We start from the raw sequence: 23,609 nt of genomic DNA on the forward strand, positions 1-23,609 counted from the left end.
CGGGCGGGTCCGCGAGCAGCCGCTCGATCGGGTCGCCCCGTCCGGCGGGCGAGGTCAGAGCAGCCCCTCGACGTGGTCGGGAACGTAGTTGGTGTGGTCGCGCGGTGGGCGGACGTAGCCGGTCGAGGCCGGTCGCTCGGGGATGGCGATCTCGGGCAGCGGCACGTCGCGGTACTCCAGGGTGGACAGCAGGTGGGCCATCATGTTCAGCCGCGCCTCCTTCTTCACGTCGCCCTCGACGACGTACCACGGAGCCTCGGGGATGTCGGTGTGCACCATCATGTCGTCCTTGGCGCGCGAGTAGTCCTCCCAGCGCGTGATGGACTCGAGGTCCATCGTCGACAGCTTCCACCGCCGCATCGGGTCCTCGACGCGCGCCTTGAAGCGGCGGTGCTGCTCCTCGTCACTGACCGAGAACCAGTACTTGCGCAGCAGGATCCCGTCCTCGACGAGCAGCCGCTCGAAGATCGGGCACTGGTGGAGGAACCGCCGGTGCTCGACCGGGGTGCAGAAGCCCATCACGTGCTCGACTCCGGCGCGGTTGTACCAGGACCGGTCGAACAGCACGATCTCGCCGGGGCTGGGCAGGTGCTCGACGTACCGCTGGAAGTACCACTGCCCGCGCTGCCGCTCGCTCGGTGCGGGGAGCGCGGCGATGCGCGCGACGCGGGGGTTGAGGTACTGCGTGATCCGCTTGATCGCGCCGCCCTTGCCGGCGGCGTCACGGCCCTCGAAGACGATCACCAGCCGCTTGCCCTCGGCGCGCACCCACTCCTGCACCTTGACCATCTCGGCCTGCAGCCGGAACAGCTCCGCCTCGTACTGCTCGTCGGACAGCCGCCTCTTGGACTTCGCCATGCTTCGCACCCTAGTCACGGGCCGCCGCCCGCGTGGGGAGAGGCGTCAGGGACCGGCCTCGACCAGGGCCCGCACCCGCTCGAGCTCGAGGTCGAACGGACCGACCCGGGTCAGCACCCAGGTCGCCCCGGAGGCGAGCCAGGGTGCGGGGTCCTGATCGGGCTGCAGGTCCACGACGACGTCGAAGCCGGGCCTCGGCTCGTGCTGGCCGAGGTCGTCGAGGACGGTGCCGACGTCGGACGGGTCCCCGAGGCCAATCACGAAGAGGCCGTCGTGGCGAGCCGCGCGACGCAGCGGTGCGGCGTTGCCGAAGCGACCACCCAGCCAGACCGGGACCGAAGGAGCCGGCAGGTACCGGACGCCGCGCGCCGCGTAGTGCTCGCCGTCGTGGTCGACCGGCTCGCCCGCGAGCAGCCCGGCGACCACCTCGAGTCCCTCGTCGAGCATCCGGCCGCGCCTGCTCGGGTCGGCCTCGTCGCCGTACGCGCTGAACTCGCCGACCCAGTCGTCGCCGAGACCGAGACCGAGCACGAAGCGACCCCTGGACAGCGTGGCCAGGCTGGCCGACTGGCGGGCCAGCACCTGCGGACGACGACGGGCCAGCGGCGTGACCATCGGGCCGAGCCGCAGCGAGCTGGTGCGCATCGCCACGGCCGCGCAGCAGATCCACGCGTCGGCGATCCGCTGCACGCGGTCGCCGTACTGGAGGTGGTCCCACAGGAAGAAGCCCTCCCAGCCCGCTGACTCGGCGGCGGCCGCGAGGTCGCCGACGACCGCGGGGTCCGCCAACGCGTCGAAGGGAGCGACGAAGAGACCGCGGCGGGCCAGCTGCTGTGCCATGCCCTGCTGCGTCATGGGAGGGAGTATGGACCGTATGCCGAAGCTGCACGCCCTCGAGCTGGTCCCCGACGACGACGGCGCGGAGGCGGTACGCCGGGACTGGCAGCGGCTGCGCGACGCCGGCCTGCCCAGCCAGCTCGACCACCCGGGCCGGACGAACTCTCCGCACGTCACGGTGGTCTCCGCGCCGGCCCTGCCCGACGACGCGATCGACGTGGCCCAGGTGCGGCTGGGCTCCCTGCTGCCGGTGCGTGCGCGAGCGGCCGGCGTGCTGCTGCTCGGCGGCGAGCGGCTCACGATCGCGCGGGCGGTCGACATCGACGACGACGTCGTACGCCGGGTGCTCGCGGTGCGCGTCCAGGTGCCCGACCGTCAGCACGTCGGCTGGATCCCGCACGTGACACTGGCGCGGCGGGTGGCGCGGGCGGATGCCCAGCGCGCCATCGACGCCCTCGGCCACGACGACGTGGTGCTGACGCTCACCGAGCTGCGCCGATGGGATCCCGACGCCGACCGGGTGACGACGATCGCCCAGGCGCGTCAGTAGGGTCGTCGCATGCCCGATCTCCCCGAGCTCGACGCGGAGGAACAGCGCGTGCTGGGCAGCCTGCTGGAGAAGCAGCGCACGGTGCCCGACTCCTACCCGCTCAGCCTCAACGCCCTGCGCACCGCCTGCAACCAGTCCAGCAGCCGCGACCCGGTCGTGGACTACGACGAGCAGACCGTCGAGCAGGTCGGCCGGCGGCTCAAGGACCGCGGCCTGCTGCGCATCGTATGGTCCGCCACCGGCCGTCGCACGCTGAGGTACCACCAGACCCTCGACGAGGTGCTCGGGCTGGCCGACGACGAGCGGGCGCTGCTCACCGTGCTGCTGCTCCGGGGCCCCCAGGCGCCCGGCGAGCTCAGGACGCGCACCGAGCGTCTGCACCACTTCGCCGATCGGTCCGACGTAGAGCAGGTGCTCGCGCGGATGGCCGAACGGGGCCTGGTCCGCGAGCTGCCCCGCCAGCCGGGTCAGCACGACCTCCGCTGGGTGCACCTGCTCGGCGAGCCCGCCGTGGCTCCCGTGGTCGCCGCGCCCGCCGTCGACCGTGACGCGGTGCTCGCGGACGGGCCCGAGGCGCGCGACCAGCGGGTGCGCGCGTCGTACGACGCCGTCGCGAGCTCCTACTCCGAGCACCTCTTCAACGAGCTCACCGGGCTGCCGTTCGAGAGCTGGCTGCTGGACCGGGTCGCCGCGCACGCGGATGGGGGAGCGGTGGTCGAGGTGGGCTGCGGGCCGGGCCACGTCACGGCGTACCTCGCGGACGCCGGCGCCGGGGCGACCGGGATCGACCTGTCTCCGGGCATGGTCGCGGAGGCGCGGCGGCGCTACCCCGACGGCACCTACGAGGTCGGCGACCTGCGGCGGCTGATCCGGCCGGCGACCGGGCCGGGCTGGCAGGCGGTGCTCGCGTGGTACTCGCTGATCCACCTAGGCGCCTCCGAGCTGCCGGGCGCGATCGCCGCGCTCGCCCGCCCGCTGGACGCAGGCGGCTGGCTGGTGCTCGCCCTGCACGCCGGTGCGGAGGTGCGCCACGTCGACGAGTGGTTCGACGCACCGGTCGACCTGGACTTCGTGCTCCAGGACCGGGCGTTCGTCGTGGGCCTGGTCGAGCAGGCCGGGCTCGTCGACGTCGAGTGGTACCACCGCGGCCCGCTCGCCGATCGGGGCGAGACCACCGAGCGGCTCTACGTGGTCGGCCGCAAGCCGGCCTGACCGCGACGTCACACGAATCCGACGCCTGACGGCCGACGGCCCGACAGATGCCGTTCGCCTGCCCGGTGGCCGCCCACCCGAGGGTCGGGACATGACCTCTCGGAACCTCATCGCCGGACTGGTGGTCGCGTGTGGCGCGGCCCTCCTCGTGCCGATCGCGCAGCCGGCCGCAGCCGCCGCCGCCCAGGAGCAGCCGCCCTTCGACATCCAGGCCCACCGCGGTGGCATCGGCCTCACGGTCGAGAGCACGCTCGCGTCGTTCGACAAGGCGCTCCGGCTCGGGGTCAGCACCCTCGAGCTGGACGTCCAGATCACCGAGGACGGCGAGGCCGTCGTCACCCACGACCGCTTGGTCAACGGCGCCAAGTGCCAGGACACCGCGCCCGCGACACCCGACGACCCGGAGTACCCCTACGTCGGCAAGTACGTGAACACGCTGACACTCTCGCAGGTCCGCACCCTCGACTGCGGCAGCCGCTCGCTGCCGCGGTTCCCCGGGCAGCGGACGTCGCCGGGGGCGCGGATGCCGCTGCTGAGCGAGGTCTTCGACCTGGTCCAGGCGTATGGCGCCGACGACGTCGCGCTCAACGTCGAGACCAAGGTCGAGGCGGGGGCGCCGAGCGAGACCGCGCCGCGTGAGCAGTTCGTCCAGGTCGTGGCCGCGGAGATCCGGGCCGCGGACATCGCGTCGCAGGTGACGATCCAGAGCTTCGACTGGGGCTCGCTGATGCGGATGAAGGAGGTCTATCCCGAGCTGCCGCTGGTCGCGCTCACCAACTACGACTTCCTGCAGGTCGACCAGCCCGGGCGCTCGCCGTGGCTCGGCGGCCTGGACATCGACGACTTCGACGACGACCTGGTCAAGGCGACGGCGTCGTTCGGGGTGTGGGCCATCTCGCCGGTGCACGGGTTCCCGCAGGACGGCAAGGTCTCCGACCCGGACTACCGCCCGTACGTCACCGAGCAGATGGTCCAGGAGGCGCACAAGCACGGGCAGCGGGTCATCCCGTGGACGGTCGACGACCCCGCGACGATGAACAAGCTGATCGACGACGGCGTCGACGGGCTGATCACCGACTACCCCGACCGGCTGCGCGACGTGCTGGCCGACCGCGACCTAGCGGTCCCGGAGGCGCTGTCGCGCCCGGCCCAGGCTCGGCCGCTGCCCCAGGCGCACGCCCACAACGACTACGAGCACCAGCGTCCGCTCCTCGACGCGCTGGACCAGGGCTTCACCAGCGTCGAGGCCGACGTCTGGCTGGTTGACGGTCAGCTGCTCGTGGCCCACGACCGCGACCAGGTCGTTCCGGGACGCACCCTCGAGCGCCTGTACCTCTCGCCGCTCGAGGCGCGGCGCCAGATGAACGACGGCGCGGTCTACCCCGGCTGGGACGACGGGTTCCAGCTGCTGATCGACGTGAAGTCGGCGGCCGCGCCGACCTGGGCCGCGGTGCAGGAGGCGCTCGCCCGGCACCCGCGGCTGATGACCAGGTTCACGACCGACGACACCGAGGCCGGCGCCGTCACCGCGGTGATCAGCGGCAACCGCGACCGCGCCGCCATGCTCGCCGCACCGGTCCGGTACGCCGGGTACGACGGCCGGCTCACCGACCTGGAGTCCGGGACGCCCGCCTCGTTCATGCCGCTCGTGAGCGACAACTGGACCAACACCTTCACCTGGACTGGTCGGGGCCGGATGCCGGCCGTCGAGCGGGCCAGGCTCCGGTCGATCGTGGCGCGCGCCCACGCCCACGGCTACCGGGTGCGGTTCTGGGCGACCCCCGACGTCGCCGGTCCGGCCCGCGCCGCGGTCTGGCGCGAGGAGCTGCGCGCCGGGGTCGACCACCTCAACACCGACGACCTGGCCGGCCTGCGCCGGTTCCTGGCCGGACATCGCTGACCTCGCATCCTGATCCCCGGCCGGCCGGCGCCCGTGACAAACGCGGTGCGCCGGCCGGTGGCGGGCGCCTAGGGTCGCCTGCGATGCACGAGAACGAGGTCCCGGTCCCCGACGAGCTGGTGCGCCGGCTGGTGGACGAGCAGTTCCCGGCGTACCGCGGACTCCCGCTGAGCCGGCTGCCACCGATCGGCACTGACCACCAGCTGTTCCGGCTCGGGGAGGACCTGCTCGTCCGGCTCCCGAGGATCGACTGGGCGGCCGACCAGGCCCACTCCGACTGGACCTGGCTGCCCCTGCTCGCGCCGCACCTGCCGCTCACCGTGCCGGTGCCGGTGGGGCTGGGGGAGCCGGCGCACGGCTATCCGTTCGCGTGGACGATCGTGCCCTGGATCGAGGGCGAGAACCCCACCGACGACAACGTCGACCGGGTGGCCTGTGCCACCGAGCTCGGCCGGTTCGTGCGCACGCTGCGCGGGATCGACGCCATGGGCGGTCCGCTCAAGACCGAGAGGTCCCGGGGCGTGCCGCTGGCCGCGTGCGACGACTGGGTCCGCGAGTGGACGGCCAAGGCCGGCGACCGTCTCGACCAACGCGCGGTGCTGGCGGTCTGGGAGGACGCGCTGGCCGCACCGCTGTGGCCGCACGACCCCGTCTGGCTCGCGGGGGACATCCAGCCCGGCAACGTGATCGTCCGCGATGGCCGGACGGTCGGCGTCATCGACTTCGGTGCGCTCGGACTCGGCGACCCGGCCGTCGAGCTGATGCCCTGCTGGATGTGGTTCACCGATCCGGCCAGCCGCGCGGCCTACCGCGACGCGGTCGGTCTCGGCGAGGACGCCTGGCGCCGTGGGCGGGGCTGGGCGCTGGTGCCGGCGGTGAGCGGGCTCACGTACTACGAGGAGACCTCGCCGTTCCACGCCCAGCTGGCCGCGGCGGCGATCGCCGAGGCGATCGCGGAGTTCGGCGCGAGGCTAGGTTGACCGGCATGGCAGCGATCTTCGAGCAGGTCCGCGAGGCCGGCGGCTTCCTCTTCGTCTCCGGGCAGACACCGCTGACCGAGACGGGTGCGGTGCCCGACGACGCGGGGGAGCAGGCCACGGTCGTGATCGGCAAGGTCCGCGCGCTCCTCGCCGGCGCGGGTGCGTCGCTCGACGACGTCGTGAAGGTGGCGTACTTCCTCACCGACATCGGCGACCTCGACGCCGTCCGGGCCGCGCTGGACGCGGTGCTCCCGCATCCCCGCCCGGCGGCGAGCCTGGTCGAGGTCTCCGCGCTGGTCGACCCGCGGTTCCGCGTCGAGATCGAGGCCACGGCGTACGTCGGCGCCTGAAAGTCCCGACTGAACCGTCAGAACTCCCGACTCGACGGTCAGAAGTCCCGACTCGACCGTCAAAGGTCCCGACTCAACGGGGGGTGGGGGTGAGGACGACGTCGCCGAGGACGGGGGCGCCGTCGCGGTCACCGCCGGCGACGGTGGCCGAGCCGACGATGCGGTCGTCGCCCCCGCGCCAGCCGCGGACCCGGATGGTCTCGCCGGGGAACAGCACGCCCGCGAACTTCACGCCGAATCCGGCGACCCGGGCGGCGTCGCCGCCGAGCAGCACCTCGGTGAGCGTGCGCAGCACGATGCCGTAGGAGCAGAGCCCGTGCAGGATCGGCGCGGGGAAGCCGGCGGCCTTCGCGAAGTCGGGGTCGGCGTGCAGCGGGTTGCGGTCGCCGCAGAGGCGGTAGAGCAGGGCCTGCTGCGGCAGGACGTCGTACGTCGCGTCGGCGTCGGGGGAGCGGTCCGGGAGCTCGACCGGCGTGGATGCGCCGCGGTCGCCGCCCCAGCCGCCCTCGCCCTTGACGAAGATCGACGAGCGGGTGGTCCACAGCTCCTCGCCGGAGGGTGCGACCGCGACGCCCTCCTGCCAGACGACCGCGGCCTTGCCCTTGTCCCAGATCTCGCTGATCCGGGTGGTGACCGTGGCCGAGCCGGACGTGGGGATCGGCCCGGCCACGGAGATCGACTGCGACCCGTGCACGACTTGGGCGAGGTTGATGTCGCACCCCGGGAGGTCGAGCGGCGGCGGGTCGGTCATGTGGAACGTCGGGGCGACCACCCCGAACGACGGCAGCACCTGCAGCGCCGGACCCTCGAGCGTGTAGGCGAGGTCGGTCGCGCCGATCGCGAGGTGGTAGAGCAGGACGTCGCTCTCGGTCCACGAGAAGCGCTGGGAGCCGAGCTCGGCGCCGATCGCGACGGACGGGTCGATGGGCATGGTCAGTCCTCCCCGAGAGCGAGGTCCTCTGCGGCCAGGTAGCCGAAGGTGAGCGCGGGCCCGATCGTGGCGCCGGGGCCGGCGTAGGTGCGGCCCATGACCGCCGACGAGACGTTGCCGGCGGCGTACAGGCCGGGGATCACCGAGCCGTCGGGGCGCAGCACGCGGGCGTGCTCGTCGGTGACCAGCCCGCCCTTGGTGCCGAGGTCGCCCGGCACGATCTTCACGGCGTAGAACGGTGCCTGGTCGATCACGTGCAGCGAGGGGTTCGGCTTGACCCGTGGGTCGGAGTAGTACTTGTCGTAGGCGCTCTCACCACGGTGGAAGTCCTCGTCGACACCGGTGCGCGCGAAGCCGTTGAAGCGCGCGACGGTCTCGGTCAGCGCGTCGGCCGGCACGCCGATCTCCGCGGCCAGCGCCTCGAGCGTGGCGGCCTTCTTGACGGTGCCGAACTTGAGCCAGCGTCCGGGGAACGGCTGCCGGGGCGAGAGCCCGGCGAACAGGTAGCGGTTGCGGTAGCGCTGGTCGATCACCATCCACGACGGCACGTGCCCGACGCCGGTGGCCTCGCCCCGGTAGATCTCGTGCACGGCCTCGACGTACGGCAGCGCCTCGTTCATGAACCGCCGGCCGGCCTGGTTGACGATGATCGAGCCCGGCAGGTTGCGCTCGGCCAGGCAGAACCACGGCCCGGACGGCAGCGGGATCGTCGGGCCCCACCACGCGTCGTCCATCAGGTCGGTCTGGGCGCCCGCGGCGATGCCGGCCAGCACGCCGCCGCCGGTGTTGAACTCCGACCCGGTCGTCCAGTCGACCGAGGTCGGTTGCGGCTGGTACTTCTCGCGCAGTTCGAGGTTCTTCTCGAAGCCACCGCTGCCGAGGACCACCCCTCGCCGGGCGCGGATCACGTGCTCGACGCCGTCGCGCAGCACGCGCACGCCGGCGACCCGGCCGTCCGCGATCACCAGGTCGCGCAGCTCGGTGTCGTAGTGCACGGGCACGCCCGCGTCCATCAGGCCCTTGCGCAGCCCGATCGCGATCGCGTTGCCCATCGCGTACATCTTCTGGCCGCGCACCAGGCTGACGATCCGCTTGAGCAGCACCTTGGCCATCGTCAGCGGGCCGCGGAGCGTGCGCAGGCCGAGGCTGATCTTCCGGAAGTCGGCCTGGGTGACGATCATGTTCGCCGGCGCCTTGGTGTACTGCGGGTGCAGCCGCTCCAGCTCGTCGCCGAGGAACCGTGCGTCCAGCGGGATCGGCTCCGCCGACCGGCCCGCGGCCCGGCCACCGGGCGCCTCGGGGTGGTAGTCGGCGTACTGCGGCACCCAGGTGAACCGCAGCGGCGTGCGCTCCTTGATGAAGTCCATGACCTCGGGGCCGCGCTCGAGGTAGGTGTCGCGGCGGACCTTGGGCACGACGTCGCCGACGATCGAGTCGAGGTAGAGCTTGGAGCTCTCCAGCGGGTCGTCCTGGCCGGCCGCCTTCAACGCGTAGTTGCCGGGGATCCAGACCCCGCCGCCGCTGCGCGCCGTCGACCCGCCGAAGTAGGAGCTCTTCTCGATCAGCACCGTGTCGAGACCACGCGAGGCGGCGGCGAGCGCGGCCGTCATGCCGGCGCCGCCGGCACCGACCACCACGACGTCGGCACTCCCCGGGATCTCGGGGCGTGGCAAGGGGGGCGTCATGGCCAGAAACTGTAACAGGTTCTACTATTGGTCACGTGACCTCCCAGGACTCGATCGCTGCCTCGATCACGGCAGCGGTGGCCCGACTCTCCCAGGCCCAGGCGACCCGTGTCCCGTGCGCCCCGGTGCGCGACCTGATCGGCACCGACGACCTCGACGCGGCGTACGCCGTGCAGCGGGGTCTCGTGCAGGGTCGGATCGCCGCGGGAGCGCGGGTGGTCGGTCGCAAGATCGGGGCCACCTCCGAGGCCGTGCAGACGCAGCTCGGCGTCGACCAGCCGGACTTCGGCTACCTGCTCGACGACATGGACGTCTCCGCGGGTGCGGTCGAGGGGGCCGACCCCATCTCCATGCGCACGCTGCTGCAGCCGCGGGTCGAGGGGGAGGTGGCCTTCGTGCTCGGCACCGACCTGGACCTCCCCGAGGAGGCGATCACCATCGACGCGGTGCGCGCGGCGGTCGACGTGGCGCTGCCGGCGCTCGAGATCGTCGACTCGCGCATCGACAAGTGGGCGATCGGGTTCACCGACACGGTGGCGGACAACGCGTCGAGCGGGCTGTTCGTCGTGGGCACCGACGGCCGGAGGCTCGACCGGCTGGAGCCGCGCGACGTCACGATGTCGCTGACCATCAACGGCGAGGAGCGCTCCGCCGGCAACGGCGCGGCCTGCCTCGGCGACCCGCTCGAGGCGCTGCGCTGGCTCGCCGTGCAGGCGGCCCGCTTCGGCGACCCGCTGCGGGCAGGCCACCTGATCCTGTCGGGGGCCCTGGGCCCGTTCGTGCCGTTCGCCCCGGGGGACCGGGTCGTCGCGACCATCAGCGGCTTCGCGCCGCTCAGCGTCACCTTCACCGAATGACTCGCGAGGAGTGAGATGACCAGCAAGCTGACCGCAGCCATCGTGGGGCCGGGCAACATCGGCACCGACCTGATGTACAAGCTCCTGCGATCCGCCCAGAACGGGGGGAGTGTCGAGCCGCGCTGGATGATCGGCGTGGACCCGTCGTCGGAGGGCCTCAAGCTCGCGGCCGCGCAGGGGCTCGAGTCGACCCACGAGGGCGTCGACTGGCTGCTGAAGCAGGACCAGCTGCCGGACCTGATCTTCGAGGCGACCTCGGCGTACGTGCACCGCGAGTACGCCCCGCGCTACGCCGAGGCCGGCATCCGCGCCATCGACCTCACACCCGCCGCGGTCGGGCCCGCGGTGATCCCGCCGGTGAACGGCGAGCAGCACGTGGGCGCGATGAACGTCAACATGATCACCTGCGGCGGCCAGGCGACGATCCCGATGGTCGCGGCCGTGTCGCGCGCGGCCACGGTGTCGTACGCCGAGATCGTCGCCTCGGTGTCCAGCATGTCCGCGGGCCCCGGCACCCGGGCGAACATCGACGAGTTCACCCGCACCACCGCCGCCGGCGTCGAGGGCATCGGCGGCGCCGAGCGTGGCAAGGCGATCATCATCCTCAACCCGGCCGAGCCGCCGATGATCATGCGCGACACGATCTTCTGCGCCGTCCCGCCGGACGCCGACCGCGACGCGATCGTGCAGTCGGTGTTCGCGATGGAGAAGGCCGTCCAGGAGTACGTGCCGGGCTATCGGCTGCTCCAGGAGCCGCAGATCGACGAGCCGTCACCCGCAAGCCAGGGCCAGACGAAGGTGTCGATCTTCGTCGAGGTGGAGGGCGCGGGGGACTACCTGCCGACGTACGCCGGCAACCTCGACATCATGACCGCCGCCGCCACGCAGGTGGGCGAGAACATCGCAAGGAGCGTGCTCGCATGAACGACCTCAACGCCCTGACCCGCACCTGGTCCGGCACCCACGGCGACGAGCCCTGGGGCACGCTCGACCTGCGGCTGACGGATACCTGTCTCCGGGACGGGTCGCACCACAAGCGGCACCAGTTCACGGCGCAGGAGGTGCACGACATCGTCGAGGCGCTCGACTCCTCCGGCATCCCGGTGATCGAGGTGACCCACGGCGACGGCCTCGGCGGCTCGTCGTTCAACTACGGCTTCTCCCGCACCCCGGAGCAGGAGCTGATCAGGATCGCGGCCGAGACCGCGACGCGCGCCAAGATCGCGTTCCTGATGCTCCCCGGCGTCGGCACCAAGGACGACATCCGCGCCGCCCAGGACAACGGCGGCCAGATCTGCCGGATCGCCACCCACTGCACCGAGGCGGACGTCTCGATCCAGCACTTCGGGCTGGCTCGCGAGCTCGGCCTCGAGACCGTCGGGTTCCTCATGATGAGCCACACCCAGCCGCCTGAGGTGCTCGCCAAGCAGGCGCGCGTCATGGTCGACGCCGGCTGTCAGTGCGTGTACGTCGTGGACTCCGCGGGCGCGCTGATCATGGAGCAGACCGCCGACCGGGTCTCGGCGGTGGTCGCCGAGATCGGCGACGTCGCCGATGTGGGCTTCCACGGCCACGAGAACCTCGGGCTCGGGGTCGCCAACACCGTGATCGCGGCCCGCGCGGGCGCCACCCAGATCGACGGCTCGGTGCGCCGCTTCGGCGCCGGTGCCGGCAACACGCCGCTGGAGGCGTTCATCGGGGTGTGCGACAAGCTCGGCTGGACGACCGGCGTGGACTTCCTCCAGATCGTCGATGCCTCCGAGGACGTCATCAAGCCGGCGATGCCCGAGGAGTGCCAGCTCGACCGGATGACGCTGATGATGGGGTACGCCGGGGTCTACTCGAGCTTCTTGAAGCACGCCGGCAACGCCGCGGACCGCTACGGCGTCTCGGGGGCGAAGATCCTGCTCGAGGCCGGGCGCCGCAAGCTGATCGGCGGCCAGGAGGACCAGCTCATCGACATCGCGCTGATGTTGAAGGCCGAGGCGGAGAAGGAGGCGGCGAACTCCTAGGCGAGGAGCCGGTCAGCGCCGGCGCTCGCGTCGCCGCAGCAGCCAGATGATCAGCGCGACGACCAGCAGGAAGAGCACGAGCTCCGGGACGCCGATGCCGAACATGTCGCCACTCTAGGGCGTCGTCAGCCAGGCGACGATCGGATCGCCCGCCACGTCGGCCGCGAAGATCTCGAGGTGGTCGGCTCCCGGCACGAGCTCGACGGTCGTCGGGTGCCCGGCGGCCTCGAGCGCGTCGGCGAGCTGGGTGGTGAAGTCCACGGGCACGACGTCGTCGTCCTCGCCGTGCATCAGCAGCACGGGGACCTCGGGACGCAGGCCGGCACGCTGTACCGGGTTCGCCGCCTCCCAGGTCGCGGGATCGTCGTCGGGCTCGCAGCCCAGCAGTGCCGACGCGAGGTCGGGCCGCCGGCTGATGTCGTAGGGACCGCTGAGCCCGATGAGGGCGTCGGGCTCGACGACGGGGGCCTCGCAGTCGGGGGTGTAGTCGTCGAAGGCGAGGACGGCGAGGGCCGCGAGGTGGGCGCCTGAGGAGTGGCCGAGCACCGCGACGGTCGTCGGTGTGAAGCCGCGCGACTCCGCCTCCGCGACCGCCGCCGCCACCGCGCACAGGACGTCCTCGACGGGTGTGGGGTAGACGACGTCGTCCTCCGCGGCCCGGATGTGGGTGGGCGCCGCGACGATGCCCTGGTCCGCCAGATGGTCCGCGAGCGCGGCGAGGCCGGTGGGGTCGGACGTGGTCCACGAGCCACCCGGGACGAGGACGACCACGGGAGCTCGGCCGGTGCTCGTGGGCAGGTACAGCGCCTCCGTCACGCCGGGTCCGTACGTCACCGTGGCCGACGGCGGCGGACCGGCCCCCGGGGGCGACCCGGACCCACTGCAGCCGCCTGCCAGCGTCGCGACGGCCAGACCCAGCGCCAGGGTGGCGACGAGTGCGCTCGCCCGGCGTCGTACGCCTCCGTCGACCATGGCGCACCACCTCCGCGCCACCAGTCTCGGCCGACCGGGCTGCGAGCCGACAGAGGACTATGTCCCGGATGTCTCGAGCTCGCCCAGCAGGGCGCGGTTGAGGCCGAAGGCGACCGGGACCTCCGCCACGACCCGGTCCCGGTCCGCGGGGGAGAGGTCGAGGCCATCGAGACGGGCGCGGTAGTCCCGTCGGTAGCGCGGGGGCGCGGCGACCTCAGGGAAGGCGTAGAGGGCGCGCCCGCGTCCACCGAGGCCGTAGGCGTGTTCCAGGAGCCGCCCGATGACCTGTCCGCCGGAAAGGTCGCCGAGATAGCGCGTGTAGTGGTGTGCGACGAGGAGCGCCGGCGTCGCGGCCGCCTCGTGGATGCGGGAGCAGTACGCCGCGGCCGCGGCCGAGTCGGTGCTGCGCGGGCCGTCCGGCAGCCAGTGGTCGAGGTCGGCGTCGATGGCGGCCAGCCGGCCGAGCGCGGGGTCGTGGACCGCGGCGACGACGGGGTGGTCCGCGTGCTCGTGCAGCGCCGACTCGAGTGCGTCGTACACGGCTCGGAGCCGCAGGAGGTAGTCGGCGTACCTGCGCCGGTCGGCCCGTCCGGCGAGCAGTTCGGTCAGGAACGGCGCGGACTCGGCCAGCCGGTGCTGGTCGTGCGAGCCCTCGCGCATCGCGACGGACAGGGCGACCGTGGTCTGCTGGTCGGCGACGGTCATCGGACGAGCCGGACCGCGAGCAGGGTGGTGTCGTCGTCGGGCTCGTAGCCCTGGACCGCCAGCAGCCCCGCGACCCAGTGGTCGAGGTCCGGACCGGGGAAGGTCCGTCCGGCGAGGTCGCGCAGCTGCGCGAGACGCTGGTCGAGGTCGGTCTCGCGCTCCTCGATGAGCCCGTCGGTGTAGATGAGCAGCGTGGCTCCGCCGGTGAGGTCGATCTCGGTGGTCGTCGAGCGCCCCGCGCCGATCCCGAGCAGCGGGCGGGAGAGCACGTCGAGGACCGTCGCGCCATCCCCGTCGACCAGCAGCGGCGGGGGGTGCCCGGCGCTCGCGATGCCGAGCCGGCCGGTCGCCGGGTCGAGGACGGCGACCGCGGCGGTCGCGATGCGCTGGTCGAGGAGCCCGTCCATGAGCTGGTCGAGCTGGTCCAGGCACGCCGCCGGTCCGTGGCCCTCGAAGAGATAGGCGCGCAGGGCGGTCCGCAGCTGGGTCATCGCCGACGCCGCCGACACCCCGTGCCCAGCGACGTCGCCGACGGCGAACGCGATCCGGCCGTCGGGCAGCTCGAAGGCGTCCCACCAGTCTCCGCCGAGCTGGTACGTGGTCGCGGGCTGGTAGCGGGCCGCGAGCTCGATCCCGGGGAAGACCGGCGCGTGGTCGAGCACGACGCTGCGCTGCAGCGACTCCGCCATCGCGATCTGCTCGCGAGAGCGCATCAGCAGCAGCCCGGTCATGTGCCTGCCGAGCGCGTCGGCGGCCTCGATCTGCCAGCTGGTCCACGGCAGGCTCCGGCCGCGGACCACCTGACGCCACTTCTCGAACGACTTGCGGGGACTGAGCCGGACCTCGGGGCCCTCGGTGGCCGAGATCAGTTTGTTGGTGGGGTCGCCGCCCCAGTCGACGACCTGCTCCTGCTCGGGGCGGAGCCACAGCAGCCACCGGTCCTGTGCGGACCCGATCCGCAGCACGCCCGCCGTGGCTGCGTCGCCCTCGAGGTCGGGAAGCAGCGTCTCGACCCGGTCCGTGCAGGTCGCGTAGCTCAGCGGCGAGGCGAGGGCTGCCGCGATGCGCCGCAGCGTCGCCTCGTCGACCACGGTTCCCCGGGTCGTGATCACCCCGTCGAAGCAGAGCGCCGCGCCCTGCGCGCCCATCAGCGTGAGCAGCTCAGGGTCGTCGACCAGGCTCTCGAGCGGGGGTCGGGTGCTCGCCGAGATCCGCGCGGTGAGGCCGGCGAGCGTGGCCTGGGTCTCGAGCGCGGCCTCCCGCTCGTCGGCGCGCTCCCGGTCGAGCACGATCTGGGAGGCCACCTGGCCGAGGAACTCGGCCGCGGCGCGGGCGTCCTGGCTCGGCCGGTGCGGTCCGGAGTAGTGGTGGCACGCGATCAGGCCCCAGAGCCGTTCCTCGACCACGATCGAGACCGACATCGAGGCGGTCACCCCCATGTTGGAGAGGTACTCCACGTGGATCGGCGACACGCTGCGCAGTGTCGAGAAGGACAGGTCCAGCGGCGCCTCCGTCTCGGGGTCGAAGACGGGGTGCAGCGGGACCGGGGTGTAGCCGACGTCGGCGATCAGGCGGGTCCAGTTCACGGTGTAGAGCCGACGTGCCTGGGCCGGGATGTCGGTGGCGGGGTAGTGCAGCCCGAGGAACGGGTTGAGGTCGGGGCGCCGCTCCTCGGCGATGACCTCGCCGTTCCAGTCCGCGTCGAAGCGGTAGACCATCACGCGGTCGAACGCGGTGAGCTCGCGGACCTCGTGGGCCAGCGTCGCGGCGAGCTCGTGGACGGCGCCGGCGCTCGCCATCCGGGCCATCGCGCCGCGAGCGGTGTGGTAGGACAACGCGGTCCGCTCGGTGCCCGCCACGGGTTCGAGCTCGACCACCAGCCGATCTCCCGATCGGTGGGTGCGGACGTCCACGTCGCTGCCGGCGAGCGTCCCCGCCGCCGGCAGGTCCCCGAGGGGCAGCACCAGCGGCGTGTCCGGCAGCCCGGCCGCCTCGCGTGCGGCGACCGCATCGGCCAGGGTGGGGCCGGCGACGTCGGCGAGGGCGCGATCCAGCGCCCCGGCCGGGTCCACGCCGAGGAGCAGCGCGCAGTTGCCCGAGACCATGCGCACCCGGTGGTCGGCGTCGACCGCGATCAGCACGCCGTGGGGCTGGATCGCGCCGGGGATGTGGATCGGCTCGCGGTCGCAGGTCGTGAGGTCGACCTCGCCGTACGACGGGGTGTGGGGCGACCCGGGGATGTCGGTCAAGGCGGCGTCAGCGGGGCCGGCCGGCCGGGCTCAGGGCACTCAGGGTCACCTCGGCATCGTAGAGGGCCCCGCCAGGGACGGGGCTCACCCGGACGAGGCCAGCGAGCCGGCGAAGATCTGCCAGGCGAGCGCCGACTTCGCCACCAGGCTCAGCACCAGGTAGGACTTCTCGCCGAACGCGTAGCTGCGCCACGGCCCGACCCGGCGGTACTGCAGCCACTGGTTGAGCGCGAAGCTGTTGAAGAACACGAACAGCGACACGAAGATGCCGACCACGAAACCGGGGACCTCGTCCGCGGCGACCAGGTTGTAGCCGATCGCCACCCACGGGGCGGCGCCGGCGGCGCAGCCGAACCAGAACGGCCTCATCGTCACCCTCGACCTGCCGGGCGGGTTGGCGGACTCCTGCAGCCACCCGAACAGGATCATGGCGACGTTCGCCCCGGCGATGCCGATGAGTGCCGAGACGCCGTCGATGCCCGTGTAGAGCGCGATCAGCAGGATCATCAGGGTCGCGCTGAGGGAGTACTCCACCCACCGGATGCGGTTGATCCCGGCGCGGAGGTCGCTCTCGTAGGTGCGCCGCAGCGCGGTCGCGGTGAGCAGGTGGTCGAGGGCGGCGAGGGTCAGGAACGCCGCGACCGCGGCGCCGATGCGCAGGTCGAACAACGCCTCGGGAGACCCGGCCGGGGTGCCGGGAGGACCCGCCGGCAGGGACCTCGTCACGGTGACCGCGAAGTCCGTCGCCAGCGCGAACACCGCCACGGCCTGCCCGAGGTGCAGCAGGGTGAGGCCGAGGTTCCAGCCGCGGAGGGACCGCAGGCTGCGATCATCGACACCGGCGGCGGTCACGGGCGGGGACGGAACGGTCATGCGCCCATCATGGGGGACGCGCCGACGGGTGCTCGACTCCACGGACGCGGTGCTCCCGGCACTCGCAGGACCTAACTTAGGCACATTCAGGACCGAAGGCACCGGAGCGTGGGACCTTCCGCACCTACGGAATCGCCGTGTGCGGCCGATGCTGGAGATGTCAGGAAGAAGATCCCAACGTCCATCAGGACCCGCCATGTCGCTCGCCACGCTCGTCGCCCCCGCCACCCTCACCGAAGCCGTGATCATCGCGGTCGGGAACGGCGCCTGGTCTCCCGCCGAGATCCTCGTCGCCGTCGCCGACCAGCACGCCGAGCGCTGCGACGTCATCGCCACCCTCTGGGACCTGGTCGACGCGGGCACGCTGGTCTTCGTCGCGGACTTCACCTACCCGGCCTTCCGGCTCGCTCGTCCCTGACCCTCCCGCCTCCGGTCAGCGCGCGTACGCCGGGACCGGCGGCTCCCGGTCGACCCATCGGGTCGGATCGGCCAGCCCGGTCGCGAACCGGCCCACCGCCCGGAGGAACACCGGCGAGCCCGCGAGGTCGCCGTTCGGGATGAACGTCTGGTCGCACGTGTCGTCCGGCAGCCGGCCGACGTCCGCGGGACCCGCGTGTGTGATCGCGTCGAGCGCCAGCGCGTAGGCGACCGGGTCGCCGAGGATCAGCCCGTGCTCGGAGGGATCCTGGACGCAGACGTCCTGCAGCAGGATGTTGGTGGCGCCCTCGAGCGTGCTCGCCGCCGGCTGCGGCCGCACGATCTCGTCGTACTGCGACGAGATCGACGTGATCGCCACCCCCTCCGGCAGGGGTGCGGCTCGCAGGGCGGCCAGGGTGCTCGAGCCCTGGCGCAGCTGCCACGCCAGCGGCGCGCACCGACCGGCCGCACAGAGCTCGTTGCCGAGCGCCGTGCCACCGAACGGGCCGGCCAGGCTGACCACGTCGGTGACCCGGGCCGCGACACCCGGCCAGAACGTCACCGCCCAGACCGGCAGTGCCCCGCCCTGGCTGTGCCCGACCACGGCGATACGCCCGCCGGCCTGTCGTGACGCGACCCGGATGCCCGTGGCGACGTACGGCGCCGCCGCGGTGAAGCTGCCCAGGGCGTGGTCGGGGAGCTCGACCGTGCAGGTCGCGAGCCCGTCGGCCTGTAGTGCCGGCTCGTAGCTCCACGACCACGTGTCCTCCGGCGTCGACCCGGTCCCCGCGACGAGCAGCACCACGCCACGCGCGGCGCGCAGCTCGGCGCGCGGCGCGCACCTCGTCGCCGACCGCAGCTCCGACGCGCGGGCGGAGGGTCCGGGCGCCGCGGCGTCCGTCGTCGCGAGCGGCACGACCGCGAGCGGACCGGCCAGGAGCAGGGCGGTGGCGAGTGCGGCGAGGCGCGGCATATGCCTCCAACGACGGCTCCGAGTGCGGGTCACGGATCGCCGCCGGCCGCCGTAACGCAACGTTCACGGACCGAGGCAGGTGTCGTCTCGACCAAAACGAGAACGTGTTCTAGTATTGCTGCTGTCCGACCACGACAGGAGATGCGATGTCCCAGGCTGTTCTCGATGGCGTCCGTGACCTGCTGCCCGGCATCCGGGAGCGGGCCGACGAGGCCGAGCGTCTTCGTGTCGTCCCCGAGGCGTCGATCAAGGAGCTGGAGGAGGCCGGGTTCTTCCGGCTGCTCCAGCCCCGGCGGTTCGACGGCCTCGAGGCCGACCCCATCGACTTCTACACCGCCGTCCGCGACATCGCGGGCGCCTGCGGCTCGACCGGCTGGGTCTCCAGCGTGGTCGGGGTCCACCCCTGGCAGATCGCGCTGTTCCCCGACGCCGCCCAGCAGGCCGTCTGGGGCAGCGACACGACCACGCGCGTGAGCTCGTCGTACGCCCCGACCGGCAAGGCCCAGGTCGCCGAGGGGGGCTACACGCTGTCGGGCAAGTGGAGCTTCTCCTCGGGCTGCGACCACTGCAGTTGGGTGCTGCTGGGCGGCCTGGTGTTCAACGACGAGGGCCAGGTCATCGACTTCAAGACGTTCCTGGTGCCGCGCGAGAACTACACGATCAACGACGTCTGGAACGTCGTCGGCCTCTCCGGCACCGGCTCCAACGACATCGTGGTCGAGGACGTCTTCGTCCCCGCGGACTTCACGCTCTCCATGGGCGACACCGGGCGCTGCTTCGGCCCCGGCCAGGAGCAGAACCCCTCCGACCTCTACAAGCTGCCGTTCCACTCGATCTTCACCGGCACCATCACCACCCCGATCATCGGCATGGCGATGGGCGCGTACGCCGAGCACGTCGACATGCAGCAGAAGCGCGTGCGCGCGGCGTACCTCGGAGAGAAGGCCTCGCTCGACCCGTTCGCCGCGGTCCGCATCGCGAAGGCCTCCTCCGACATCGACGCGGCCTGGGCGCTGCTGGTCAACAACATCCGCGAGGAGCAGGCCTGCGTCGCGCGCGGGGAGAAGATCCCGCTCGGGCTGCGGCTCAAGGTGCGGCGCGACCAGGTGCTCGGCACCCAGCGCGCGATCGACGCCATCGACTCGCTCTTCGAGGCCTCCGGCGGCCGCGCGCTCGCGACCGGCACCTACCTGCAGCGGGCCTGGCGCGACGCCCACGCCGGCCGCGTGCACGCCGCCAACGACCCGGAGCGGGCGCTGCAGATGTACGGCGCGCACGAGTTCGGGCACAAGGTCGACCCGGGGATGTACTGACCGATGACCCTCTCCAAGGAGTCCGTCCAGCGCTCCGTCAAGATCGGGGGGCCGGAGGCGGGGGACATCACCCTCGGCTACTACGAGGCCGGCCCGGACACCCAGCCCAGCGACGTCGGCGGCGGGCTGCCGCTGGTGATGCTGCACGGCGGCGGGCCCGGTGCGTCCGCGTGGTCCAACTTCGGCGGCGCGTTGCCGACGTTCGCCGCAACGTTTCGCACCCTGCTCGTCGACCAGCCCGGCTTCGGCAGGTCCGACAAGCCGCCGGTGGTCGGCAACTACTACCGCCACGCGGCCGACTACGTCGTCAAACTGCTCGACGAGCTCGGCATCGACCGGGTGCACCTGCTCGGCAACAGCCTCGGCGGCGGTACAGCGATGCGGCTCGCGCTCACCTACCCCGACCGGGTCGGCCGGCTGATCCTGATGGGCCCCGGTGGCCTCTCGCTCAACCTGTTCCACGCCGACCCGACCGAGGGCGTGCAGCGGCTGATGGACTTCGGGGCCGACCCGACCCGCGACAAGCTCCGCGCGTTCATCTCGACGATGGTCGTCAACCAGGCGCTGGTCACCGACGAGCTGGTCGAGGAGCGGTTCGCCGACGCGACCGCGCCCGGTGCCCAGGAGGCGATGCGCTCGATGGGCATGTCGTTCTGGAACCCCGAGACCGCCGAGGACGGCATGCTCTGGCGCGAGGCGCACCGGCTGCGCAAGCACACGCTGCTGACCTGGGGGCGCGAGGACCGGGTGAACCCCCTCGACGGCGCGTTCGCGGCGCTCAAGCTGATCCCCAAGGCGCAGCTGCATGTCTTCCCCAACTGCGGGCACTGGGCGCAGATCGAGGCGGCCGAGGAGTTCGCCGAGGTCTCGATGGCGTTCCTGCGCCGCCACGTCGAACGTCCCCGGAAGGACACCGCATGACCATCGACATCAAGTCCATGGGCTACGTGCGGGTGGCGAGCACCGACCTGGACCAGTGGAAGACCTTCGCCGGCAAGGTGCTCGGGCTCGCCGAGGGCCGAGGGCCGAACCCCGACCACCAGTACTGGCGCATCGACCAGGTCTCGGCCCGGCTGGTCGTCTTCCCCTCCGACGTCGACCAGCTCGCCGCCACCGGCTGGGAGCTGGCCGACCATCAGGCCCTGCAGGAGGCCCGCGAGCACCTCGCCAAGGCGGGCGTGGAGTTCGAGGAGGGCACCGCCGAGGAGCTCGCCGAGCGCCGGGTGCAGGAGCTGGTGCGGTTCCGCGACCCGTGGGACAACGTCTTCGAGCTCTTCCACGGCATCACCTACGAGTCCCGGCCGGTGGTGACGCCGTACGCCGCGAAGTTCGTGACCGGCGACCAGGGGATGGGCCACATCGTGCTGCCGGTGCTCGACGACGTCGAGGCGCTGCGGTTCTACACCGACGTGCTCGGCTTCCGGCTGCGCGACTCGATGAGCATGCCGGGGGAGTTCGTCGGCAAGGAGCCCGGGTCGAAGGTGTGGCTGCGGTTCCTCGGGGTCAACCCGCGGCACCACTCGCTGGCGTTCCTGCCGATGCCCAACCCCGCGAAGTGCGTGCACATCATGCTCGAGGTCGACGAGCTCGACCACGTCGGTCGCGCGCTGGAGCGGGTGCGCAAGCACAAGGCGCCGCTCTCCGCCACGCTCGGGCGGCACATGAACGACGAGATGATCTCGTTCTACGTGAAGTCGCCGGGCGGCTTCGACGTGGAGTTCGGCACCGACGGTCTCACCGTCGACGACGGGCGCTGGGTCGCCCGGGAGTCCACCGCGGTGTCCTACTGGGGCCACGACTTCGGCGGCGGGACGCAGTGAATGGGCCCGGGTGAGAAACTGGGGCTCATGACCTCGGAGCCCAGTCGTCAGGTGCCCAGTCGCGACATCCCGGAGGGCATGAGCCCGGACGCGCGGGAGACCTGGCCGAGCCCGGAGCTGATCAGCTCCTGGCTGGGCGATCAGGACATCGACTTCGAGTTCCGGCCCGGCGAGGACGTCGCCGTCCACGACGACCCCGAGACGGTGGCCGCCGCGCGGCGGTTCCGCGACGTCCTCGGCCGCTTCGCCTCCGGCGTCACCGTCGTCACCGGGGTCAGCAACGACGAGCCGGTCGGCATGACCTGCCAGTCGTTCTCCAGCGTCTCGCTCGACCCGCCGCTGGTGCTGTTCATCCCCGCCAAGACCTCGCGGGCGTGGCCGCTGATCCAGCGGTCGGGCAAGTTCTGCGTCAACTTCCTCGCCGCCGACCAGGCAGAGCTCTCCAACACCATGGCCAGCCGCGGCACCGACAAGTTCGCCGAGGTGAAGTGGACGCCCTCGCCCGCGACCGGGTCCCCGATGCTCGAGGGCGCGCTCGCCCAGGTCGACTGCACGATCCACACCGTCCACGAGGCCGGCGACCACTACGTCGTGATCGGTCGGGTGGTCGACCTCGTCACCGACGACACACCCGACGAGGCGGCGCCCGTCGACCCGCTGCTGTTCTACCGCGGCGAGTACCGCACCGCCGACCGGCGCTGAGCCTGCAGGCTGAGCCCGGCCGGTTGCCGGGCTGCTACGCGCGACCGTCGGGTGGGTCGACGTTGACGGTCGGGACCCCACCGCCGGCCCGCACGATCACGGCCAGCGACGGCTCGTCGAGCGGGTTGCTCTCGCGGTGGACGGTGAACGACGGCACATGGACGAAGTCGCCCGGCCCGGCGTCGACGTGGCCGTCGTACCCCTCGAACTCGAAGCGCAGCAGTCCGCGGACGACGTACAGCGCCGACTCGTTCACGTCGTGGTGGTGCCATCCGGACACCACGCCGGGTGCGGTCTCCACCTGACCGGTCCACAGCCGCGGCAGCTCGAAGGCACGCTGCCGAGTCATCCCCGGCGTCGGGTCGGCGGCGACCAGGTCGTCGGCCCGGAACACCTGGACCGGCGGCGGTGGGCCGTCGAAGGAGATCGTCAGGCCGCTCAGGTACTCCGCGGCGCCCGGCGTGTCGCCGGGCCACGCGGCGCGCGCCCGGAACGCGAATCCGTCCTGCTCGGCCTCCTCCCAGTCGAAGACCACAGCCTGGCCCGGGATCAGGGTCTTGTAGCCGTCCATCCGGAGCATCGAGCAGTGCACCCAGCACCCGCCCGGGGTGTCGGCAGAGTCGACGACGCCCCAACCCTCGAGCTCGCTCCAGGACCGGACCGTTCCCGTCGTGCGCATGGACCCAGCCTGCCACCGAGGGCCTCTGGCTGTCCGCACCTCGGGGTTCGCGGCTCCGGTCCCCTGGGGATGCCCGGCGTCGACGGGCTCGCGCTGGCGCGCCGGATCTCGGCGACCCCGGCGCTGTCCGGCACCCGGCTGGTGCTGCTCACCAGCGGGGTGGAGCTCGACCCGGTGACGCTGCGAGCCGCGGGCGTCGTCCAGGTGCTGAACAAGCCGGTCCGCAGCTCCGCGCTCCTCGACATGCTGCTCGACCTCGTGCCCGTGGTCGCGGAGGAGGTCGCCACCGAAGGCCGGCCGGCCCTCGTCGGCGAGGGCCGCGGCCGGGTGCTGGTGGTCGAGGACGACCGGGTCAGCCAGATGGTCGCGCAGGGCGTGCTCACCCAGCTCGGCTACCGGGTCGACCTCGCCGCCGACGGCACCGAGGCGGTCGACGCCGTCGCCGCGACGGCCTACACGCTCGTCCTCATGGACTGTGACATGCCCGTGCTGGACGGCTTCGCCGCGACCGCCGAGATCCGTCGGCGGGAGACCGGCAGTGACCGGGTGCCGATCGTCGCCCTGACCGCGGCGTCGACACCGGAGGAGCGAGCCCGCTGCCGGGACGCGGGCATGGACGACTTCCTCGCCAAGCCGCTCGAGGTCGCCGAGCTGGAGTCCGTGCTCGAGCGGTTCGTGGACATCGGACAGGGGCCACCGGCCGTGGACGATCGCGTCGTGCTCGACCCGGAGCG

Annotated in this window: 23 protein-coding genes and 1 pseudogene; 14 read left to right on the forward strand and 10 right to left on the reverse strand. The window is 72.4% G+C overall.

The genetic code is table 11. The annotated features are described in order from the left end of the window. Nucleotides 1–54: 54 nt before the first annotated feature. Complete coding sequence (gene ppk2, locus QQZ14_RS16280) at nucleotides 55–858, reverse strand: polyphosphate kinase 2 (protein ID WP_284535412.1); 804 nt, start codon at nucleotides 856–858, stop codon at nucleotides 55–57. A gap of 45 nt (nucleotides 859–903) precedes the next feature. Next, nucleotides 904–1,713, reverse strand: coding sequence for an LLM class flavin-dependent oxidoreductase (locus QQZ14_RS16285; protein WP_284535413.1), 810 nt, complete (start codon nucleotides 1,711–1,713; stop codon nucleotides 904–906). A gap of 19 nt (nucleotides 1,714–1,732) precedes the next feature. On the opposite strand from QQZ14_RS16285, the gene QQZ14_RS16290 reads away from it, so the two are divergent. The 5 genes from QQZ14_RS16290 (at nucleotide 1,733) to QQZ14_RS16310 (ending at nucleotide 6,687) form a co-directional block, all read left to right on the forward strand. Further along, nucleotides 1,733–2,245 (forward strand): 2'-5' RNA ligase family protein, encoded by a 513-nt coding sequence (locus QQZ14_RS16290; RefSeq protein WP_284535414.1) that lies wholly within the window; start codon nucleotides 1,733–1,735, stop codon nucleotides 2,243–2,245. Between the two features lie 9 nt (nucleotides 2,246–2,254). Continuing rightward, entirely contained in the window at nucleotides 2,255–3,457 is a 1,203-nt protein-coding gene (locus QQZ14_RS16295) for a DUF480 domain-containing protein (RefSeq protein WP_284535415.1), read from the forward strand. 91 nt (nucleotides 3,458–3,548) lie between these two features. Then, nucleotides 3,549–5,357 carry a glycerophosphodiester phosphodiesterase family protein gene (locus tag QQZ14_RS16300; protein ID WP_284535416.1) on the forward strand — a complete coding sequence of 603 codons (1,809 nt, stop codon included), beginning with the start codon at nucleotides 3,549–3,551 and terminating at the stop codon, nucleotides 5,355–5,357. Between the two features lie 83 nt (nucleotides 5,358–5,440). Beyond that, nucleotides 5,441–6,337 carry an aminoglycoside phosphotransferase family protein gene (locus QQZ14_RS16305; RefSeq protein WP_284535417.1) on the forward strand — a complete coding sequence of 299 codons (897 nt, stop codon included), beginning with the start codon at nucleotides 5,441–5,443 and terminating at the stop codon, nucleotides 6,335–6,337. A 5-nt stretch (nucleotides 6,338–6,342) separates the two neighbouring features. Next, the gene (locus QQZ14_RS16310) at nucleotides 6,343–6,687 is read left to right on the forward strand and encodes a RidA family protein (RefSeq protein ID WP_284535418.1); all 345 of its coding nucleotides are present in this window, start codon (nucleotides 6,343–6,345) and stop codon (nucleotides 6,685–6,687) included. Between the two features lie 73 nt (nucleotides 6,688–6,760). Here QQZ14_RS16310 and QQZ14_RS16315 read toward each other — a convergent pair whose 3' ends face one another. Further along, nucleotides 6,761–7,618: a MaoC family dehydratase gene (locus QQZ14_RS16315; protein WP_284535419.1), complete on the reverse strand. Its 858-nt coding sequence runs from the start codon at nucleotides 7,616–7,618 to the stop codon at nucleotides 6,761–6,763. A 2-nt stretch (nucleotides 7,619–7,620) separates the two neighbouring features. Continuing rightward, a complete protein-coding gene (kstD, locus tag QQZ14_RS16320; RefSeq protein ID WP_284535420.1) occupies nucleotides 7,621–9,303 on the reverse strand; it encodes a 3-oxosteroid 1-dehydrogenase in 1,683 nt (560 codons plus the stop codon). Between the two features lie 35 nt (nucleotides 9,304–9,338). Between kstD and QQZ14_RS16325 the strand changes: the two genes are divergently transcribed. The 3 genes from QQZ14_RS16325 to dmpG are packed head-to-tail and all read left to right on the forward strand — an operon-like array spanning nucleotide 9,339 to nucleotide 12,172. Continuing rightward, complete coding sequence (locus QQZ14_RS16325; protein ID WP_284535421.1) at nucleotides 9,339–10,160, forward strand: 2-keto-4-pentenoate hydratase; 822 nt, start codon at nucleotides 9,339–9,341, stop codon at nucleotides 10,158–10,160. A gap of 15 nt (nucleotides 10,161–10,175) precedes the next feature. After that, nucleotides 10,176–11,084 (forward strand): acetaldehyde dehydrogenase (acetylating), encoded by a 909-nt coding sequence (locus QQZ14_RS16330; protein ID WP_284535422.1) that lies wholly within the window; start codon nucleotides 10,176–10,178, stop codon nucleotides 11,082–11,084. Further along, complete coding sequence (gene dmpG, locus QQZ14_RS16335) at nucleotides 11,081–12,172, forward strand: 4-hydroxy-2-oxovalerate aldolase (protein WP_284535423.1); 1,092 nt, start codon at nucleotides 11,081–11,083, stop codon at nucleotides 12,170–12,172. The genes QQZ14_RS16330 and dmpG overlap by 4 nt, the downstream gene beginning before the upstream one ends. Nucleotides 12,173–12,286: 114 nt before the next feature. Here dmpG and QQZ14_RS16340 read toward each other — a convergent pair whose 3' ends face one another. The 4 genes from QQZ14_RS16340 to heR all read right to left on the reverse strand — a co-directional run bounded on the left by QQZ14_RS16340 (nucleotide 12,287) and on the right by heR (nucleotide 16,971). Continuing rightward, nucleotides 12,287–13,144, reverse strand: coding sequence for an alpha/beta hydrolase family protein (locus tag QQZ14_RS16340; protein WP_284535424.1), 858 nt, complete (start codon nucleotides 13,142–13,144; stop codon nucleotides 12,287–12,289). A gap of 57 nt (nucleotides 13,145–13,201) precedes the next feature. Then, entirely contained in the window at nucleotides 13,202–13,849 is a 648-nt protein-coding gene (locus tag QQZ14_RS16345; RefSeq protein WP_284535425.1) for a biliverdin-producing heme oxygenase, read from the reverse strand. After that, nucleotides 13,846–16,098, reverse strand: a complete 2,253-nt coding sequence (locus QQZ14_RS16350; protein WP_284535426.1) for a SpoIIE family protein phosphatase — start codon at nucleotides 16,096–16,098, stop codon at nucleotides 13,846–13,848. The genes QQZ14_RS16345 and QQZ14_RS16350 overlap by 4 nt, the downstream gene beginning before the upstream one ends. Nucleotides 16,099–16,182: 84 nt before the next feature. Next, complete coding sequence (heR, locus tag QQZ14_RS16355) at nucleotides 16,183–16,971, reverse strand: heliorhodopsin HeR (RefSeq protein WP_284535428.1); 789 nt, start codon at nucleotides 16,969–16,971, stop codon at nucleotides 16,183–16,185. Between the two features lie 196 nt (nucleotides 16,972–17,167). Between heR and QQZ14_RS16360 the strand changes: the two genes are divergently transcribed. Then, nucleotides 17,168–17,389: a hypothetical protein gene (locus QQZ14_RS16360; protein WP_284535429.1), complete on the forward strand. Its 222-nt coding sequence runs from the start codon at nucleotides 17,168–17,170 to the stop codon at nucleotides 17,387–17,389. A 15-nt stretch (nucleotides 17,390–17,404) separates the two neighbouring features. Here QQZ14_RS16360 and QQZ14_RS16365 read toward each other — a convergent pair whose 3' ends face one another. Beyond that, entirely contained in the window at nucleotides 17,405–18,361 is a 957-nt protein-coding gene (locus QQZ14_RS16365) for a lipase family alpha/beta hydrolase (protein ID WP_284535430.1), read from the reverse strand. A 146-nt stretch (nucleotides 18,362–18,507) separates the two neighbouring features. On the opposite strand from QQZ14_RS16365, the gene hsaA reads away from it, so the two are divergent. Genes hsaA through QQZ14_RS16385 form a run of 4 tightly spaced genes read left to right on the forward strand, consistent with a single transcriptional unit; the run spans nucleotide 18,508 to nucleotide 22,196 of the window. Continuing rightward, nucleotides 18,508–19,674 (forward strand): 3-hydroxy-9,10-secoandrosta-1,3,5(10)-triene-9,17-dione monooxygenase oxygenase subunit, encoded by a 1,167-nt coding sequence (gene hsaA / locus QQZ14_RS16370; protein WP_284535431.1) that lies wholly within the window; start codon nucleotides 18,508–18,510, stop codon nucleotides 19,672–19,674. A gap of 3 nt (nucleotides 19,675–19,677) precedes the next feature. After that, nucleotides 19,678–20,595, forward strand: coding sequence for a 4,5:9,10-diseco-3-hydroxy-5,9,17-trioxoandrosta-1(10),2-diene-4-oate hydrolase (gene hsaD / locus QQZ14_RS16375; RefSeq protein ID WP_284535432.1), 918 nt, complete (start codon nucleotides 19,678–19,680; stop codon nucleotides 20,593–20,595). Next, nucleotides 20,592–21,494, forward strand: a complete 903-nt coding sequence (gene hsaC / locus QQZ14_RS16380) for an iron-dependent extradiol dioxygenase HsaC (RefSeq protein WP_284535433.1) — start codon at nucleotides 20,592–20,594, stop codon at nucleotides 21,492–21,494. Before hsaD ends, hsaC begins: the two co-directional genes overlap by 4 nt. 27 nt (nucleotides 21,495–21,521) lie before the next feature. Further along, nucleotides 21,522–22,196 (forward strand): flavin reductase family protein, encoded by a 675-nt coding sequence (locus QQZ14_RS16385; RefSeq protein WP_284535434.1) that lies wholly within the window; start codon nucleotides 21,522–21,524, stop codon nucleotides 22,194–22,196. Nucleotides 22,197–22,230: 34 nt separating this feature from the next. Here the strand turns inward: QQZ14_RS16385 and QQZ14_RS16390 are convergent, their stop codons facing one another. Continuing rightward, the gene (locus QQZ14_RS16390; RefSeq protein ID WP_284535435.1) at nucleotides 22,231–22,875 is read right to left on the reverse strand and encodes a cupin domain-containing protein; all 645 of its coding nucleotides are present in this window, start codon (nucleotides 22,873–22,875) and stop codon (nucleotides 22,231–22,233) included. 243 nt (nucleotides 22,876–23,118) lie between these two features. On the opposite strand from QQZ14_RS16390, the pseudogene QQZ14_RS25435 reads away from it, so the two are divergent. Beyond that, a pseudogene (locus QQZ14_RS25435) lies at nucleotides 23,119–23,529 on the forward strand (response regulator); the annotation flags it as partial. Nucleotides 23,530–23,609: the final 80 nt, after the last annotated feature.

It is taken from the genome of Nocardioides sp. T2.26MG-1 (assembly GCF_950101795.1).
Taxonomy (GTDB): domain Bacteria; phylum Actinomycetota; class Actinomycetes; order Propionibacteriales; family Nocardioidaceae; genus Nocardioides.

Coding starts and splice junctions, on each gene's coding strand:
- QQZ14_RS16285 (WP_284535413.1), bottom strand. CDS start 1,713: ATGACGCAGCAGGGCATGGCACAGCAGCTGGCCCGCCGCGGTCTCTTC.
- QQZ14_RS16345 (WP_284535425.1), bottom strand. CDS start 13,849: ATGACCGTCGCCGACCAGCAGACCACGGTCGCCCTGTCCGTCGCGATG.
- QQZ14_RS16365 (WP_284535430.1), bottom strand. CDS start 18,361: ATGCCGCGCCTCGCCGCACTCGCCACCGCCCTGCTCCTGGCCGGTCCG.
- QQZ14_RS16310 (WP_284535418.1), top strand. CDS start 6,343: ATGGCAGCGATCTTCGAGCAGGTCCGCGAGGCCGGCGGCTTCCTCTTC.
- QQZ14_RS16385 (WP_284535434.1), top strand. CDS start 21,522: ATGACCTCGGAGCCCAGTCGTCAGGTGCCCAGTCGCGACATCCCGGAG.
- dmpG (WP_284535423.1), top strand. CDS start 11,081: ATGAACGACCTCAACGCCCTGACCCGCACCTGGTCCGGCACCCACGGC.
- QQZ14_RS16300 (WP_284535416.1), top strand. CDS start 3,549: ATGACCTCTCGGAACCTCATCGCCGGACTGGTGGTCGCGTGTGGCGCG.
- heR (WP_284535428.1), bottom strand. CDS start 16,971: ATGACCGTTCCGTCCCCGCCCGTGACCGCCGCCGGTGTCGATGATCGC.
- hsaD (WP_284535432.1), top strand. CDS start 19,678: ATGACCCTCTCCAAGGAGTCCGTCCAGCGCTCCGTCAAGATCGGGGGG.
- QQZ14_RS16295 (WP_284535415.1), top strand. CDS start 2,255: ATGCCCGATCTCCCCGAGCTCGACGCGGAGGAACAGCGCGTGCTGGGC.
- hsaA (WP_284535431.1), top strand. CDS start 18,508: ATGTCCCAGGCTGTTCTCGATGGCGTCCGTGACCTGCTGCCCGGCATC.
- QQZ14_RS16340 (WP_284535424.1), bottom strand. CDS start 13,144: ATGGTCGACGGAGGCGTACGACGCCGGGCGAGCGCACTCGTCGCCACC.
- kstD (WP_284535420.1), bottom strand. CDS start 9,303: ATGACGCCCCCCTTGCCACGCCCCGAGATCCCGGGGAGTGCCGACGTC.
- QQZ14_RS16315 (WP_284535419.1), bottom strand. CDS start 7,618: ATGCCCATCGACCCGTCCGTCGCGATCGGCGCCGAGCTCGGCTCCCAG.
- hsaC (WP_284535433.1), top strand. CDS start 20,592: ATGACCATCGACATCAAGTCCATGGGCTACGTGCGGGTGGCGAGCACC.
- QQZ14_RS16390 (WP_284535435.1), bottom strand. CDS start 22,875: ATGCGCACGACGGGAACGGTCCGGTCCTGGAGCGAGCTCGAGGGTTGG.
- QQZ14_RS16290 (WP_284535414.1), top strand. CDS start 1,733: ATGCCGAAGCTGCACGCCCTCGAGCTGGTCCCCGACGACGACGGCGCG.
- QQZ14_RS16305 (WP_284535417.1), top strand. CDS start 5,441: ATGCACGAGAACGAGGTCCCGGTCCCCGACGAGCTGGTGCGCCGGCTG.
- QQZ14_RS16330 (WP_284535422.1), top strand. CDS start 10,176: ATGACCAGCAAGCTGACCGCAGCCATCGTGGGGCCGGGCAACATCGGC.
- QQZ14_RS16360 (WP_284535429.1), top strand. CDS start 17,168: ATGTCGCTCGCCACGCTCGTCGCCCCCGCCACCCTCACCGAAGCCGTG.
- ppk2 (WP_284535412.1), bottom strand. CDS start 858: ATGGCGAAGTCCAAGAGGCGGCTGTCCGACGAGCAGTACGAGGCGGAG.